Source organism: Halogeometricum borinquense DSM 11551 (assembly GCF_000172995.2).
GTDB lineage: Archaea > Halobacteriota > Halobacteria > Halobacteriales > Haloferacaceae > Halogeometricum > Halogeometricum borinquense.
On sequence record NC_014729.1, the window covers coordinates 581,452 to 597,567 of the forward strand.

The 16,116-nt window shown below is 61.8% G+C and carries 15 protein-coding genes; 7 read left to right on the forward strand and 8 right to left on the reverse strand.

What is annotated here, in order from left to right:
- Positions 1–28 precede the first annotated feature (28 nt).
- Positions 29–1,966: an aldehyde ferredoxin oxidoreductase family protein gene (locus tag HBOR_RS03015; protein ID WP_006055210.1), complete on the reverse strand. Its 1,938-nt coding sequence runs from the start codon at positions 1,964–1,966 to the stop codon at positions 29–31.
- A gap of 230 nt (positions 1,967–2,196) precedes the next feature.
- Between HBOR_RS03015 and HBOR_RS03020 the strand changes: the two genes are divergently transcribed.
- Positions 2,197–3,273, forward strand: coding sequence for an archaeosine biosynthesis radical SAM protein RaSEA (locus HBOR_RS03020; protein WP_006055209.1), 1,077 nt, complete (start codon positions 2,197–2,199; stop codon positions 3,271–3,273).
- A 399-nt stretch (positions 3,274–3,672) separates the two neighbouring features.
- Here the strand turns inward: HBOR_RS03020 and HBOR_RS03025 are convergent, their stop codons facing one another.
- The 3 genes from HBOR_RS03025 to purS all read right to left on the reverse strand — a co-directional run bounded on the left by HBOR_RS03025 (position 3,673) and on the right by purS (position 5,494).
- The gene (locus HBOR_RS03025) at positions 3,673–4,461 is read right to left on the reverse strand and encodes a methyltransferase domain-containing protein (RefSeq protein WP_006055207.1); all 789 of its coding nucleotides are present in this window, start codon (positions 4,459–4,461) and stop codon (positions 3,673–3,675) included.
- Between the two features lie 97 nt (positions 4,462–4,558).
- Positions 4,559–5,242 carry a phosphoribosylformylglycinamidine synthase I gene (gene purQ, locus HBOR_RS03030; RefSeq protein WP_006055206.1) on the reverse strand — a complete coding sequence of 228 codons (684 nt, stop codon included), beginning with the start codon at positions 5,240–5,242 and terminating at the stop codon, positions 4,559–4,561.
- Positions 5,243–5,494 carry a phosphoribosylformylglycinamidine synthase subunit PurS gene (purS, locus tag HBOR_RS03035; RefSeq protein ID WP_006055205.1) on the reverse strand — a complete coding sequence of 84 codons (252 nt, stop codon included), beginning with the start codon at positions 5,492–5,494 and terminating at the stop codon, positions 5,243–5,245.
- Positions 5,495–5,714: 220 nt separating this feature from the next.
- On the opposite strand from purS, the gene HBOR_RS03040 reads away from it, so the two are divergent.
- Positions 5,715–6,806 (forward strand): formyltetrahydrofolate deformylase, encoded by a 1,092-nt coding sequence (locus HBOR_RS03040; RefSeq protein ID WP_006055204.1) that lies wholly within the window; start codon positions 5,715–5,717, stop codon positions 6,804–6,806.
- 42 nt (positions 6,807–6,848) lie between these two features.
- Here HBOR_RS03040 and HBOR_RS03045 read toward each other — a convergent pair whose 3' ends face one another.
- Positions 6,849–7,880, reverse strand: a complete 1,032-nt coding sequence (locus HBOR_RS03045; protein ID WP_006055203.1) for a phosphoribosylaminoimidazolesuccinocarboxamide synthase — start codon at positions 7,878–7,880, stop codon at positions 6,849–6,851.
- A 164-nt stretch (positions 7,881–8,044) separates the two neighbouring features.
- On the opposite strand from HBOR_RS03045, the gene HBOR_RS03050 reads away from it, so the two are divergent.
- Positions 8,045–8,857, forward strand: coding sequence for an SIR2 family NAD-dependent protein deacylase (locus tag HBOR_RS03050; protein WP_006055202.1), 813 nt, complete (start codon positions 8,045–8,047; stop codon positions 8,855–8,857).
- Positions 8,858–8,875: 18 nt separating this feature from the next.
- On the opposite strand, the gene HBOR_RS03055 is transcribed toward HBOR_RS03050, so the two are convergent.
- Positions 8,876–9,370 carry a GNAT family N-acetyltransferase gene (locus tag HBOR_RS03055; RefSeq protein WP_006055201.1) on the reverse strand — a complete coding sequence of 165 codons (495 nt, stop codon included), beginning with the start codon at positions 9,368–9,370 and terminating at the stop codon, positions 8,876–8,878.
- A 162-nt stretch (positions 9,371–9,532) separates the two neighbouring features.
- Between HBOR_RS03055 and HBOR_RS03060 the strand changes: the two genes are divergently transcribed.
- The 4 genes from HBOR_RS03060 to HBOR_RS03075 all read left to right on the forward strand — a co-directional run bounded on the left by HBOR_RS03060 (position 9,533) and on the right by HBOR_RS03075 (position 14,029).
- Entirely contained in the window at positions 9,533–11,245 is a 1,713-nt protein-coding gene (locus tag HBOR_RS03060; RefSeq protein ID WP_006055200.1) for a histidine kinase N-terminal 7TM domain-containing protein, read from the forward strand.
- Between the two features lie 53 nt (positions 11,246–11,298).
- A complete protein-coding gene (cofH, locus tag HBOR_RS03065) occupies positions 11,299–12,687 on the forward strand; it encodes a 7,8-didemethyl-8-hydroxy-5-deazariboflavin synthase subunit CofH (protein ID WP_006055199.1) in 1,389 nt (462 codons plus the stop codon).
- Positions 12,688–12,768: 81 nt separating this feature from the next.
- Positions 12,769–13,317: a hypothetical protein gene (locus tag HBOR_RS03070; protein ID WP_006055198.1), complete on the forward strand. Its 549-nt coding sequence runs from the start codon at positions 12,769–12,771 to the stop codon at positions 13,315–13,317.
- 100 nt (positions 13,318–13,417) lie between these two features.
- Positions 13,418–14,029 carry a hypothetical protein gene (locus HBOR_RS03075; protein ID WP_006055197.1) on the forward strand — a complete coding sequence of 204 codons (612 nt, stop codon included), beginning with the start codon at positions 13,418–13,420 and terminating at the stop codon, positions 14,027–14,029.
- A 4-nt stretch (positions 14,030–14,033) separates the two neighbouring features.
- Here HBOR_RS03075 and HBOR_RS03080 read toward each other — a convergent pair whose 3' ends face one another.
- On the reverse strand, positions 14,034–14,618 hold the full coding sequence (locus tag HBOR_RS03080; protein WP_006055196.1) for a class I SAM-dependent methyltransferase: 585 nt from the start codon (positions 14,616–14,618) through the stop codon (positions 14,034–14,036).
- Positions 14,619–14,665: 47 nt separating this feature from the next.
- Positions 14,666–15,823, reverse strand: a complete 1,158-nt coding sequence (gene cofG / locus HBOR_RS03085; RefSeq protein ID WP_006055195.1) for a 7,8-didemethyl-8-hydroxy-5-deazariboflavin synthase subunit CofG — start codon at positions 15,821–15,823, stop codon at positions 14,666–14,668.
- Positions 15,824–16,116: the final 293 nt, after the last annotated feature.

A 16,116-nucleotide genomic window follows, 5' to 3' on the forward strand; every position in this document is an offset into this window, starting at 1 on the left:
AATCGCGTTCCGCGCCGTTTTGCGGCGTTCAGTCGTCTGCGGGCGCGGGGCTGTCGCCGGATGAGACGCCCGTGCCCGGACCGATATCGATGCCGAGTTCTTCGAGGCGTTCGTCGGGGACGACGCCGTCCACCCACTGTCGCCGCGCGTAGTACTCTTCTTTCATCTCGTCGAGTTCGCACAGTTGGCCGTCCGAGGCACCCTGTCCGGGGATGGCTTCGTCGCCTTCGAGGAAGCGGCCCGGAAGCGTATCGTCGGACCCGTCGAAGCCTGCGAGGTTGTTGTAGTAGCGTTCGAGCGTGTAGATGCGGTCGCCCGTCTCCATCAGTTCGTCCTCGGTCACGTCGCGGCCCGTCATCCCGTTGTACTGTAAGACGTACTCCTCAATTCCCTCCGCGAAGGCGTTGAACTTGCAGATGTCGAACGAGTCGGAGATGGCGTGCATGTCTTGGAACAGGGCGCAGAGTTCGCCTTTACCCTCCCACTCTCGCGGGTCCACCTTCTCGGGAATACCCATAATCTCGGCCGAGGGCGTGTATCCGCGCAGGTGACACGCGCCGCGATTCGAGGTGGCGTAGCCGATTCCCATGCCCTTCATCGCACGCGGGTCGTACGCCGGGATGGTCTGTCCTTTGACAGAGAGTTTGTTGTCGTGTGCGCCCTTTTCTTCGGCGACGCGTTCTGCTCCGTTTCCGAGGAGTTCACCAAGTTCGCTCTCTTGATGGGCGATGTCCTCCAGCACGTCCATCATGTGCTCGACATCGCCCCACTCGATGTCCTCGTCCACATCGTCGAGTTTGCCCTGCTCTGTCATCTCCATCGCCATCGCAATCATGTTGCCCGACTCGATGGTGTCCATCCCGAGATCGTTGCACATGTCGATCATGACGGCGATGCTGTCGCGGTCGTCGTTCATCGAATTCGGGCCGAGAGCGAACGCGGACTCGTACTCGTAGGACTCACCGCGGACGTTCAGTTCCTCGCCCTTCCGTTCGTAGGTGACTTCGACCTCTTTCTTGCAGGCGACGGGACAGGAGTGACAGGTCGGTTCGTCCACGAGGATATTCTCACGAACGTTCTCACCAGACACTTTCTCCGCCTCGATGTTGGGGTCGTCGGGGCTTCCTTCTGCCTCCGAGTGCGTCGAGGTGTACCGGGCGTTCCGCGTCGGAAGCCCGTCCATCTCCTCGGTCAGGTTCATCAGGACGTTCGTCCCGTACAGCGACAGGCCACCCTCGTTCGGGCCGGTCACGTCGGACTCGCGGATGAGTTCCATCGCCTGCTGATAGCCCTTCGTGAACGTCTCGGGTTCGGCCGGTTTCGGCATCTTCGTTCCCGACTTGACGACGACGGCTTTGAGACCCTTCGACCCCATCACACAGCCGGTTCCGCCGCGTCCCGAGGCCCGGTCGTCCTCGTTTATGATGCAGGCGTAGCGAACTTCATTCTCGCCTGCGGGGCCGACGGCCATCACTGAGAGGTTCTTGCCGAACGCCCCTTCGATCTCCGATTCGAGCGTCTCCATCGTCTCGTGGACGCCTTTGCCCCACAGATGGGAGGCGTCGCGGAGTTCCAGTTCACCGTCTTCGACGTAGGCGTAGACGGGATCTTCGGACTTGCCCTCGAACAAGAGGCCGTCGAACCCGGACCACTTGAGCCGCGCACCCGACCACCCGCCGTGGTGTGAGTCGGTGACTGTGCCGGTCAGCGGCGATTTCGTACAGACGGCAATGCGACCGCTCATTGGTGCCTGCGTCCCGGTCAGCGGTCCGTTCACGAACGCCAATAGGTTGTCCGGCCCCATCGGGTCCACGTCCGGCCCTTGGTCGAAGACGTATTTCACGCCGAGGCCGCGCCCGCCGATGTACTTCCGCGCGTCCTCGTCGTCGATTCCTTCGTACTGCACCTCCCCCGACGAGAGATCAACCCGCGCTACGTGGTCGTTGAATCCGCCTTGGTCTGTCATAGGTAACTATCTATGTTTATATTCGTCCTAGAATGAGTTAGTGATTCTCACACGAGAGTAATCGCAACCGGTTACGTTCGATGAGTAACTGGCCGAGGAGACGGCGGTACGGCACCGACATTTCCGGTGGTTTTGGCCGGTAGTTCTGGTTTCACTAATTTCGTTTCGTTGTCACGTATTCCGGCGGCGCAGGCGAAGCGGATTTACGCGCACGTCGGATACGACCGGTAATGAGTCAGCCGAGCCCCGAAGTCTACGAACGGGGGAAGGGCATGGATGCCCACAACCAAGTGATGCGCGAGATCCGCTCGCGCAAGGACCGGACGTACGACCCGCACGAACCCACACGCGTCTGGTTGGACGAAGACAACACGCCGGACGGCGTGAAGCAATCGCTCACGATCATCCTCAACACCGGCGGGTGTCGCTGGGCGCGCGCCGGCGGGTGTACAATGTGCGGTTACGTCGCAGAATCAGTCGAAGGCGGAAGCGTCGCCCACGAGGCACTGATGGACCAGATACAGGTCTGCCTGGACCACGAAGCGGAGAACGCTGACGACCCCGCAGACCTCATCAAGATCTACACTTCCGGCAGTTTCCTCGACGAACGCGAAGTCGATGCGGAGACGCGCGCGGCCATCGCCGAGACGTTCGGTGACCGCGAGCGCATCGTCGTGGAGTCGCTTCCTGACTTCGTCGAACGCGAGAAGTTAGAGGACTTCACCTCACAGGGTCTCGAAACTGACGTCGCTATCGGACTGGAGACGGCGACGGACCGCGTGCGTCACGACTGCGTGAACAAGTACTTCGACTTCGCGGACTTCGAGGACGCCTGCGCCGAAGCCGGTGCCGTCGATGCGGGCGTGAAGGCGTATCTCCTGATGAAGCCGCCGTTCCTCTCCGAATCGGAGGCTCTCGAGGACATGAAGTCCTCCATCCGACGGTGCGCCGGGGTTGACCACTGTCACACTATCTCGATGAATCCGACGAACGTCCAGCGCTACACGATGGTGGACGAACTGTACTTCAACGGCGGTTACCGTCCGCCGTGGCTCTGGTCGGTGGCCGACGTGCTGGAATCGACGGCTGACGTGGACGCCATTGTCGTCTCCGACCCGGTCGGCCACGGCTCCGACCGCGGCCCCCACAACTGCGGAGAGTGCGATGATCTGGTGCAGAAGGCCATCAAGGACTTCGACCTGCGACAGGACCCGAGCGTGTTCTCACAGGTGTCCTGCGAGTGCGAAGGCGCTTGGGAGGTTGTGCTGGAAGAAGAGACGTCCTACTCGATGCCGCTCGCGCGGTAGTTATTTAGCGAACAACCCGAAGTAAGCGGAGCCAACTCGTGACCAACCCGGAGTAGGCAGAGACCAACCCGGTTGCTAAGGTTCGATTACGCCCCTCGAAGGCGGTGGGTAGTGATAGTCGTTCCCGATTTCTCTCAGTGTGGGTGCGGCGGAACCGCGAAAGGACCGTGTACCCGCGCGCCTGTGCGGCGTCGCACCCTTCCGATAAAAACCATGTACAAGACCGTATACTACGCAGACGGCTGGGTCGAAATCCGCGAGTCGGACAACGCCGATGGGTGGATTGCCACGAGTTCTCCCTGCGAGGTCACTCAGTAACGCGACTCGTTTAGTGCGTCTCTCGTTTTGTGGGTGTCGCCAGCGTGTCGCAGGTTGCCGTCAGCGTGTCGCAAACCCCTCCTACTTGCTCTTTCGAACGCGGTAGAGATACTGTGTGAAGTTGAAGAACGTCGCTCCGTTCTCCTCGTGTTCACGGAGGTCTGCTACCCACGCAGATGCCTCGTCGGAGCCGATGCTGTCGTGGTTTGCGGCGTAGTCCTTGATAAACTCCATCAGGTGGTAGGCGAAACTCTCGTCGTTCAGGCGCGTTTCGAGCATGGTGTTCGGTTCGACTCGTTCGATTGTCAGTCCCGCGTCCCGTAGCAAGGGCGCGAGACGCGAACCCAGATGGGGCCACGGACAGTGGTCGTCGAACGCGTCCAGAACCCGTTCCATCCGCGCGGGGTTTGGTGACCGCCACACGAGCGAGTCGAAGTCAGCGTCACAGACGACCGCCCTCCCACCGGGCCGGAGAACCCGAGCGAGTTCGTTGACCGCCGCGTCAACCCTGTCGAGATACTCGAATACCTGTACGGCGACGGCGGCATCGAATGACTCGTCTGCAACCGGGAGGTCGAGGGCATTGCCCTTCGACAGCGCCGCCTGCGGGAGGTCGTCGCACCGCTGATTCGCCAGTGTGAGCATGGCCTCGCTACGGTCGATACCGTGAACATATCCACTCTCACCGACTGCTCCGGCGAGTTCGGCTGGCTCAAATCCGGGTCCGCAACCGATCGAAAGTACTCGATCACCCCGTTGTAGGTCGAGCGTCTCTCTGACGAGTTCACGCCGGTCGGCCGCCGCTTGTGTCCGGTATATCGCCGCCTCCTGTCGCGCTTCCTTTTCGTCGTACTCTAGTGTATCACCCATGACTCTCGCCGACAGTCAGTTCAGAGTACTGTCAAAAAGTGTTCTCGGTTGAACGGCGGACGGTCCGACTCACCCGACGCTCGGATCGAAATCCGGCTTACGCCGTCTCGAATCCGCGGAGGACGCCCGAACCGTCGGTGCTGCCGTTCAGGTCCGGAAGCGTCGCGCGTTCGGGATGCGGCATCAGTACACCGACGTTCTCGTCGTCGCCGCGGATGCCAGCGACGTTGCCGCGTGATCCGTTGGGATTTGCCTCCTCGGTGACGTTTCCGTCAGCGTCGCAGTAGCGGAACAGGATTCGGTCTTCTTCGACCAACTGTTCGTAGCGGTCCTCGCTGATCTCGAAGCGCCCTTCGCCGTGCGCGATAGGTATCTCGATCACGTCGCCCTCCTCGTAGGCCGCGGTCCACGGCGTTTCGGCGTTCTCAACGCGGAGATAGACGTGTTCACACTGGAAGCGGGCGCTTTCGTTCGTTGTGAACGCGCCTTCGGTGAGGGATGACTCACAGCCGACTTGGGCACCGTTGCAGACGCCGAGAACGGGCGTCCCGTCCGCTGCTGCTTCGCGGACATCGTCTAGAATGGGTGACTGGGCAGCCATCGAACCCGCACGGAGGTAATCCCCGTAGGAGAACCCGCCGGGAAGCATGATACCAGTTACGTCCTCGGGGAGTTCGTCTTCGTGCCAGACACGCTCAGCGTCGATACCGAGGTGTTCCAGGGCACGGACGGCGTCTCGGTCGCAGTTCGACCCGCCGAACTGTATCACTGAGACCGTCATCTACGCCTCGGTCACCTCGACGTCGTAGTCGTGGATAGTTGGGTTCGCAAGGAGACGTTCTGCCATCTCGTCGGCGCGGTCTTCGGCGGCCGCCACCGACTCGGCGTCCATCTCTACTTCGAACCGGTCTGCCGACCGAAGCGACTCTAACTCGAATCCGAGGCGTTCGAGAGCGCGCTTTGTCGTCTCGGCTTCAGGGTCGAGGACGCCCTGCTTCAGGCGGACCGTCACCGTCGCGGTGTAGGTCGTCATTGCCTCGTAGTGCGTGGTCATGTGCAAAAGCAGTTTTGGACTGCGTTTGCTATACATGGATGTGTGTATTGAGTAGGGGTGGATCGAACACCGTGTGACAGTATCAGCCGTGTTACAGACGCCGACGCGGCCCAATCGTTGCGCAGATGGACACCCTTTTCCCCGAGCAAAGTCTTCTCCCGTCGATGACTCCGTTCGACAACAGTCGGAGGTGGTACCGATGACAGATCTCACCGAAATTACGGTCATCGGAGGAGACAAAACTGGACTTATCGCGAACGTCACCACGCTGTTGTTCGAACGCGGAATCAACGTCGAGGATCTCGATCAGGCCGTCCGAGACGGTATCTTCCGCATGACGCTGCACGCGGATACCTCCGAGATGGTCTGTACCGAGGAGACGCTTCGGGACGCACTGCACGACCTCGGTGACGACCTCGGCGTTGACGTACAGGTTCGCTTCCCGTCCGACCGTGACACCCAGCAGATCGCCGTTCTCGCCACCAAGGAGAGCCACTGTCTCGAAGCGCTGTTCGAGGCGTGGGCCAACGGCGACTTGGACGCCGATATCTCGGTCGTGATCGGGAACCGCGATCACTTGCGACCGCTCGCGGAACGGTACGACGTGCCGTTCTACAACGTCGGTGACGAGAAAGGCTCACCCGACGAGGACGAACTGCTCGACTTGTTGGACGAGTACGACGCCGACCTCGTGGTACTGGCCCGCTACATGCGTATCCTCAGCCCGAACGTGGTCTTCCGCTACGAGGACCGCATCATCAACATCCATCCGTCCTTGCTCCCGGCATTCCCCGGCGCGGCCGCTTACCGGCAGGCGAAAGAGGAGGGCGTCCGCATCGCCGGCGTCACTGCCCATTACGTAACGACGGACCTCGATCAGGGTCCTATCATCACCCAACGGGCGTTCGACGTGCCCGACGACGCCTCCCTAGAGGAGATCAAGTCGCTCGGCCAACCGCTCGAAGCGGACGCGCTCCTTGAGGCGGTTCAACTCCATCTCGACGATGCCGTGAGCGTCCACCGCGGGCGCACCAGTCTCCGACCGGGTGCCGACGACGCCGACTACCAACTCGGGATGACCGACGAGGCGACGGCGGCGAATCCCGACCGACCAATCGACGGTCTCGCAGACGCACTCCAAGCGGACGTGGGAGTCGCCGACGGCGGCACCGTAGACGACGGAGCGAGTACCGACGAGGAAGAACAGCGGGAGGCCGAAGCAGCAGACAGCGACACGCCAGAGTCGAACGAGGACGAAGCGGAGGCGGCGCCGAACCCTTCGGACGACTGAATATTCGCTGTTCGTCACACGCTTCAACTCGACGTTTTGTTTTTATAGACCTCGAACCCGCTCGACCGCATCCTCGATGGTGGGCGCGTCGAACCACTCCGAGTCGGTGTAGCCGTTCGTCCCGGCGGCGTACATCTCCGAGACAGCGGTGAGGACGGACGCAGGCAGGTTGTCTGGCGACTTCTCACAGAGCGTTCGCCAGTCGGCAACGCCTTCCTCGCGGGAGCGGTCTTTCGCCTCGCTGACGGCCTCGACCCACTCGGGGTCGGTACGCTTGTAGTACTGTCGGACGACCTCTTTCGACACTTCCTGTCCGTCGTACGAAAAGCGGTTCTCGTCGAACGTCCCTACCACGTCCGCGACTTTGATCGTTCCGTCGTGGTACAGACACTCGATCTTTCCGTCTTCGTGGGTGAAGCCCGCACGCTCGGCGCGTTCGTTCAGGATGTGGTTCACCGAGAGGGCGAGTTCCTCCAATCGGTCGAGTTCTGCGCGGCCCGCAATCGATTCCGCTTCTTCCCGGTCGAGGTAGCGGTCCTGTTCTTCGTACTTCGTGGAGAACTCGACGACCGGTTCGGGGAGGGAAACGGCCTCGTCGGGCCACGCATCGGCATCGAGACCGTAGTCGGCGGGTTCGCCACGCGTGCGGAGACTCGACCCGACAGGGACGGTGTTGCGGAAGACGATTTCCAGTGGGATCAGGTAGTTCTCGTCCGCCGCCTCGTGGTAGGCGTCGTAGTCGTAGGCATCCGCGCCGCTCCCGCCGACGTACGGCAGGTCCGGAACCTGCGTGAGTTCGATCACCATCTCCGTCGGCGGCGACTCACACTCTTTCAGGTCCGTTGTTTCGCCATCTTCGATGACTCCGACGTAGTGCGTCGGGATGTCGTTTACCTCCAAGAGTTCGAAATTGAACGCGCCCATCGTACAGAGCGACGCACCCTTCTTCGGGACGTGGTCGGGCATCTCGCCCCAATCGAACACGGAGTACTGGTTCGTGAAAACAAATCGGCCGCGACCGAGTTCGTCCGCCGTCGGATCCGTCTCCACACGGAACTCCTTCACGCTGGTCATACGCGAGGTGCCGTCCGCCGCTTACAAGAAACCTTCCACTCTCGTGCTTACTCCTGCCTGTCTTTTGTCTAGAATATACACATCTGTGTATCATTAATCGGACGTTAGTTCCAAACAAATAATAGTCGTGATACTTTTATCCTTTGCTTACCGTACATTGCCCCATGGATGAACAGATGGCCGCGCTAGCAGACGAAATTTCTGCGGCCGATGGGGTAACCGTACTGACAGGTGCGGGTGTAAGCAACGCTTCGGGGGTCCCCACGTTCCGGGGGGAAGAGGGAATCTGGAACAACGAATTCGATCCGGCTGACTTCCGGATGGACCGCTTCGAACGCGACCCAGCGGGATTCTGGACGGACCGACTCGAACTCCACGAACGGATGTTCGGCGACGTGACTGGGCCAAACGACGCGCACCGTGCGCTCGCGCGACTGGAAGATCTCGGTGTCGTCGATGTCGTCGTGACGCAGAACACCGACGGTTTGCACGCCGAAGCAGGGACGAATCGACTCATCGAACTCCACGGCAACAATGCACGGTCGGTCTGTGTCGAGTGCGGAGAGTCCGTTCCGACCGAGACCGCACTCGATGACGTTCGTGCCGGCAACTCACCGCCGTCGTGTCCAGTTGTCGGGTGTACTGGTCACCTCAAACCCGATGTGGTGCTGTTCGGCGAGCGCCTCCCGGGGGGAGCGTACGATTCGGCCCGGCGGATGGCGTGGGAGAGCGACGTGTTCATCGTCGTCGGGTCGTCGCTGACAGTTGTCCCGGCATCGACGCTTCCCGAGGAGGCCGCAGAACGCGGCCAACTCGCTATTTTCGACACCGGCGAGACGGAGAAAGACCACCTCGCACACTACCTCGTGCGCGGCGACGCGACGGAGACGCTCCCAGCCCTTGTCGAAGCCGTACAGGCACGTTTGGGCCGCGAAGCTGACACCCGTGGTGTCGAAAACGTCACACAAGAAGGGTAACCCGGCGACGATCCGCCATCACACTGTTTTCACGTACGTGTATCCCGGCACGCCGAGATGTTCGTCGTGGAACTCGCCATCCTGCCGGTAGTCTGCCGCCTCGTAGAACCGGACGGCCCGGTCGTTTTCGGCCATGACACCCAACTGAATCCGCTCGCCACCGTGTTCGCGGACGCGGCGTTCGACGTGGTCCAGCAACTGCTGGCCGATTCCCTCTCCCCACCGCATCCGAGTGACGTATATCGAACTGAGGTCGAACGTCGTTTCGTCGTCTGCGTTCGGTGAGGCGAGAATGTATCCGACGACAGTGCCGCCCTCAACCGCAACGTCAAGGATGGTCTCATCGCAATCAATTCGTGCCTGAAACGACTCAGCATCGTAATACTCCGACAGAAACGACTCCATGGCGTCGGTCCCGACTATCGGTTCGTGGGCCGCTTTCCACGCGCGCTTTGCAACGTCACGAATCGATGCAACGTCCGTGGGGGCCGCCGCTCGGATCGCCACGTCCATACTCGGTAGTACTGTTGAGATACTGAAAAGAGTAGCCTAATCCTCATACACTGCTGTTCTGATTTGATCTAGTTTTCTTCCCGAAAGATAATTCTGAACTGCTGTAGGTTCGGTGTCACCTCGGCGTTGATTTATACCATTCGCCTTGCTGATACCAGACGAATGGTCGTAGTGACCGACGTATATCCGGCGTTACTCCTCGTCGCGGCCGCAATTTCCGTCACACTGTGTGTCATGACGTGGCGGCGGTCTGTCACCGGATCTGTCGCGTTCTCGCTCAACATGCTTGCCGTGACGCTCTGGCTCGTCGGGCACACGGCAGAGGTCATGGCCACGTCGGAGGCACTGATACGGTACTGGGCGAACGTCCAGTGGGTCGCAGCTATCGTCGTCGCCCCGACGTGGTTTCTCTTCGTCATGGCGTACCTCGGTAAAGACCAGTGGCTCGACCCGAAACGACTCGCAGTACTTGCAGTTGAGCCGGTCGTGATGCTACTGCTCTTGGCCACCAACAACCAGTTTCATCTCCTCTGGAACGAGCCCCATATCGACACGGTCACGCTCGGGTGGCTGTTCGGTGAGACGGTGACGTTGGCTGCCGCCGAGCCGGCGGTCGGGACGCTCGCCCACGTCGCATTCTCGTACACGTTGTTGTTCGTCGGGTCGCTGTATTTGGTCCGACTCGCTCTCGCCTCCGCCTCGGTGTACCGCTGGCAAAGTGCGGCCGTTTTGCTCGGCGTCTCTGTGCCGTGGGTGGCAAGCGCCGCTGCACTGTCCGACGCGACGAGTATCGACCTGACGCCCGTCGCGTTCTCCGTCACTGGCGTCGCACTCTCTTTCGGACTCATCCGCTATCGCCTGTTGGACCTCGTCCCCGTCGCGCGCGACGCCGTCGTAGAGAATCTGAACGACTCGGTCATCGTCTTCGACCGCCACGGACGCATCGTCGATGTGAACGACGCCGCACTCGCCTTCACCGACCTCGACGAACCCGACGTAATCGGCGCATCGGCCGCCGAGGTGTTTACGGAGTACACCGACCTCATCGAACGGTACCGGGGTGTAGCGGATATGAGAGAGGAGATTGCGATTGAACACGAGGGTGTCGAACGACATTACGAGGTGGATCTCACCCCAATCACCGGGCGCGACGGCAGTCGCGTCGGGACGCTCACAGTCTGCCGCGACATCACGGAACGACGACGCCGCGAACGCGAACTCGAACGCAAGAACAACCAGTTAGAGCGGTTTGCGAGCGTCGTCTCACACGACCTCCGAAACCCTCTTCAGGTGGCAACTGGGAACGTCGAACTCGCCCGTGAGACGGGGTCTGACGACCGTCTCGACCGTGTGGAAGACGCGCTCGACCGGATGGACCAGATAATCGACGACATGCTCGAACTGACTCGTGTGGACGGTGACAGCATCGAAACCAGTGCAGTAAACATCGACTCGGTGTCGAACGCTGCGTGGCGGAACGTCGCAACGGGCGATGCCGCTCTGACGGTCGAAGCTGAGGCTGTGGTCGAGGCGGACCGCGACCGACTTGTCCAGCTCCTCGAAAACTTGTTCAGAAACGCCGTCGAACACGGAAGTTCGGGTGAGACGTCGGAGCCGGCGGTTGAAGCCGACGGCGGCGGCAGTCTCCGCGTGTGGGTCGGCACGACCGAGAACGGCTTTTTCGTCGCTGACAACGGGCCGGGAATCCCCGTCACAGAGCGTGACACTGTCTTCGAGGCGGGACACACGACCGGTTCCGACGGAACCGGCCTCGGACTGTCTATCGTCTCCCAAATCGCCAACGTACACGGGTGGGACGTGTCAGTCGATGAGAGTCGGGCCGGCGGTGCGCGATTCGAACTGACGGAGCGGTGAATCGTTGTCGGGACCACGATACCTTTTACTCGTCTTGCCGAATGTGTGCCAGTATGTCTGACCGTTCGGCGACTGGCCTTGACCGCTCGTTCGAACACGTCCCCGATACCGACCAGTCGTTCGAGAACGCACTTGCGAAGGCGCGCGCGGGTGATCGACTCACCGTCGCCGACGGCGTCGAACTGATGACGACCGGCACGGACTGCGACGGAATCGATCCGGTTCGGAAAGAGCAGGTTCTCGAAGCCGCAGACCGACGCCGGGCCGAGATGGTCGGCGACGACGTGACGTTCGTTGCGAACCTGAACAACAACGTCACGACGGCGTGTAACACCGGGTGTCTGTTCTGTAATTTCAAGAACACTGCCCACCAGTTCGAGTCGGAGTACGAGGGCGACCACACGGGCTTTACGAAGACGCCCGCCGAGTCGCGTGCGGTCGTCGAAGACGCTCTCGACACCGGTATCTACGAGGTGACTTCGGTCTCCGGTCTCCATCCGGCGTTCGTCCTGAACGAGGACCACCGCGAGATACTCGAATCCTACGAGAACCCGTACGCTGAAGTGGACTACAAACCGCCCGAAGCGTACGACAAAGACCCCGGCACCTACGTCGAACAGATGCGTGCGATGTCCGTCGGCGGCGTCCACCTTCACTCGATGACGCCCGAGGAGGCCTACCACGCACGGCGCGGCACCGACTGGTCTTACGAGGAGGTGTACCGCGAACTGAAAGATGCCGGTCTGGACTCTGCGCCCGGTACGGCCGCCGAAATTCTCGTCCCCGAGGTGCGCGAAGTCATCTGTCCGGGCAAGATTTCTACTGCGGAGTGGGTCGAGGGAATGGAGGGCGCTATCGCCGCCGGACTCGATGTGACAGCGACCATCATGTACGGCCACGTCGAGAACGCCGCTCACCGCGTCATGCATCTGAAAGTGATTCGTGATCTGCAAGACCGCACCGACGGCATCACGGAGTTCGTCCCGCTCTCGTTCGTCTATCAGAACACTCCGCTGTACGAACGCGGACTCGTCACTGAGGGGGCCGCCGACGCTGAAGACGAACTGATGATTGCCGTCTCGCGTCTGTTCCTCGATAACATCGATAATATCCAGTCCTCGTGGGTGAAGTTCGGGAACGCGAAATCGCTGAAACTCCTCAACTGCGGCGCGAACGACTTCATGGGAACCATCCTCTCAGAGGAGATTACGAAGCGTGCGGGCGGCGGCTACGGCGAGTACCGGTCGTTCGACGACTACGTGGAGATGATTTCGGCTATCGGCCGTCCGGCAGTCGAACGCTCGACGGACTACCGGCAACGCCGCCGGATCGCCCCCGACGACGCCCCGCACGGCCCGATGCTCGGCCCGCGTGCCGACGGCACGCCGATGCTCGCGGGATGCGAGAGCGACGGCGGCGAACCCGCACCCGCCGACGACTGATTCCTGACTGTTCCGGGGTCAACCGTCGAGACGCGCCGGTGGGGCGCAGTCTGAAGTGGGTTCCGCCCCTCATTGTCCCCGATGATGGTGACGACGCACGCGGCCGCCGCACTCCTCTTTTTTGCCACACCCGTGGCACTCTTCGCTCCCGAGTTCACTGCGGCGGCGATTATCGGCGCACTGCTCGGCGGTATCGTCCCCGACGTGGATCTGTTCGTCGGTACACACCGCAAGTCGCTTCACTTCCCCGTGTACGCCTCACTGGCGGGCGTCGGCGCTGGTATCGTCGCTCTCGTGGCACCTTCGACCGCCAGCGTCGCGGCCGCGGCGTTCCTTCTCGGAGCGGGTCTGCACGCCGCATCCGACTGGTTCGGCGGGAGCGACGAACTCCGCCCGTGGGAACGGACCTCTCGCCGCGCAGTGTATCTTCATCCGCGGCGACGATGGCTCAGACCGCGTCACATCATCCGCTACGACGGCGCACCCGAGGATTTCTTCCTCACTGTCGTTCTCGCAATCCCCGTCGCGTACGCTGTTCCCTCGGTCCGTCTCGTCGTCGCTGCTGGACTCGTTGTTGGGGCCGTGTACACGCTGTTCCGTCGGCGCGTCCCCGACGTATTCGGTGTCTAACCAGCTCCCCGAGCGCGCAAGACATATACCTCTCCGTCGAACAGTACTGTCGGATGACGAACTCGCAGAGGCATCACACGCAAGGCGAGGTGCGGGCGCGATGATGGCCCCAACACACGTCGCGGCCGGAATAGCACTCGCCGTGCCAATCGCCTTTCTTGTGCCGGAGCTCGCGCCGCTCGTCGTCGCCGCCGCTGTCGCTGGAAGCGTTTTCCCCGACTTCGATATGGTGGCGGGCGAGCACCGACGCACGCTCCACGCTGTCGAAGCGTACGCTGTCCTCACAGCTCTCGTCACCTTCGCTGCTATCGTCGCACCCTCGCCGCCCGTTATCGCCGCTGCAGTGTTCTTCGCCGCGGCCGCAGTCCACCCGCTTTTGGACCTCGCGGGTGGGAGTTCAGAGGCGCGGCCGTGGGAGGCGGCGACCGACCGCGGTGTCTATCTCCGGTCCCGCGAGTCGTGGGTCGCACCGAAGCGCTGGGTCCGCTACGACGGCGCGCCTGAGGACTTGGCGCTCGCCGCCGTCCTCGTCACGCCCGGATTCGTCGTCTTCGGGACGAGTGTCCGCATATTCGCCGTCGGGACACTCATCGTCGGCCTCGGATACACGTTCTACAGAAAGCGGATTCCGCAACTGTCGGGTCGGGTGAATCTGCCCGTTCCACCGGTATTGACTGTCGTCGCCGCGCTGTTCTCGCTGTTCCGGCGGTGAGACCTCACGACCGCGTTCCGATGACGGCGTAGTGGTACGGCGGTACGTCTCGTTGTTCGACCGACCCGAACACCTTCCTCAGAACGTCACGTGTCTCCTCGGCTGCCATTCGAAGTGACTCGGGTGGGCCTCGCGGTTCGTTGGCGACGGTGGTCTCAGATTTGGGCATGTCGTGCCAGTTTACGACGACGAACTGGCCGTCCGGTCGGAGCAATTCACGCGCCTGTCGTGCGAACTCGACCTGTTTTTCGACTCCGTGGAACGTGTTTGCGACCAAGACGGTATCTACAGGTTCGGGCAGTAGCTCCGGGAGATTCCGGGCATCGCCATGGATGCAGTCGATGTTCTGACACTGTCGCTCGGCGGCGGCTTCCGCGAGTTCCCCAAGGAGTTCGTCGTTGATGTCGATAGCGTACACCGGCTCGCCGTCTACCAGTTCGGCGAGCGGGAGTGTGAAATACCCGTTCCCAGATCCGACATCCGCGACGGACTGCCCCGAGTCGATGCCGACCGTCTTGAGCACCGCTTTCGGTTCGGGCCAAAGCGCCTCCCACCAGTCCCAATCCGGTTGTCGCGTGTTCTGAAACACGCTCGAAATTCGTCGAACCGCGCCATAATTTGCTCGGTGCTGTGCACTCAGTCCGCCGATCCGACCGTGAGTGGTCCGTCACGTCTGGCGACGCCACGGTAGCGTTTGCCGTGAACGTTGTCGGCGTCGATCGCCGCACGGACGCGGTCTGAAAGCCACTCGCGGTCGGTCTCTACGCCGTCGAAGTCGTCGCGGCGGTAGCGTTCGGGAAGGTACCGTTCGTACACCGGGAGTCGTTCGTACAGCGGGACGTCACCTTTGTCGGCAATGTCGCGGAGTTCTTGCAGCGCGGGCCACTTGTAGTCGGGATTAACGTAGTCGTCGGTGACGGGTGAGACGCCGCCTAAGTCGTCCACGCCGCAGTCGAGCAGTTCTCGCGTCGGTGAGAGATTGGGAGGCACCTGTACGGACACCTCGTCGGGAAGAGCGACGCGAGCCATGGCGACGGCGCGCCGCATGGTCTCGACTGACGGCTGGTCGAAACTCGACCGCTCGTTCGGGACGACGTTCTGGATGATGACCTCTTGGATGTGGTCGTAACGCTCGTGCAGTTCGCGGATTGCGAGCAGACTCTCTGCACGGTCGCGCCACGTTTCGCCGATGCCGATCAACAGGCCGGTCGTGAACGGGACGCCGACCTTGCCCGCCGCGCGGATGGTGTTGAGCCGCTGCCCCGGCGTTTTCCGTCGGCCGCCCGAGTGCGCTCGCACGTCGGCTGTCGTCTCCAGCATGACGCCCATCGATGCGTTAACGGGTGCGAGACGTTCGAACGCCGATTCGGTCAAATCGCCGGGGTTCGAGTGTGCGAGCAGACCTTCTTCCATCGCCATCTCACAGCAATCCCGGAGATACGCGAGGATGTCGTCGTATCCCCACTCCGATAACTGCTCGTGTATCGCCGTGTAGCGGTCGTCCGGTTCGTCACCGAAAGTGAACAACGCTTCCGTACACCCGGCGTCAGCACCGACGCGAAGCGTCTCGCGTACGTCCTCGGGCGACATGAGCGTCGCCTCACCCGGCACATCGTAGTACGTGCAGTAGGTGCAGGTGTACCGGCAGGCGGTCGTCAGCGGGAGGAAGACGTTTCGAGAGAACGTGAGTTCCGACGCCGGGCTCACGTCGTCAGGTGTGACCGCGAGCAGTCGCTCGACGGCATCGTCGTCAGGCGTGATGCGAACGTCGTACTCGTCGGCCGCAGGGAACACGAGTACCGGGTGCGTCTCGGAAGTACAAAAGCGTGTCACTCGCGGGTATTCGTCTTGCTGCCGCTGCCCCCTGTGTTCCACTCGTACCGCTCTCCTGCCCCACTCGTACCGCTCTCCTGCCCCACTCGTACCGCTCTCCTGCCCAACTCACGCGGCTCTCGCACCCCATTCGTACCGCTCTCGTCCCCCACTCGCGCCGCTCTAAGTATAACGAACGTCGCGGGGAGCATCCCCGCGACTGAGACGCCGTTGACGCCGCGTTTTGGGAGCGGGTACGACGTTGTTCGTCGGTG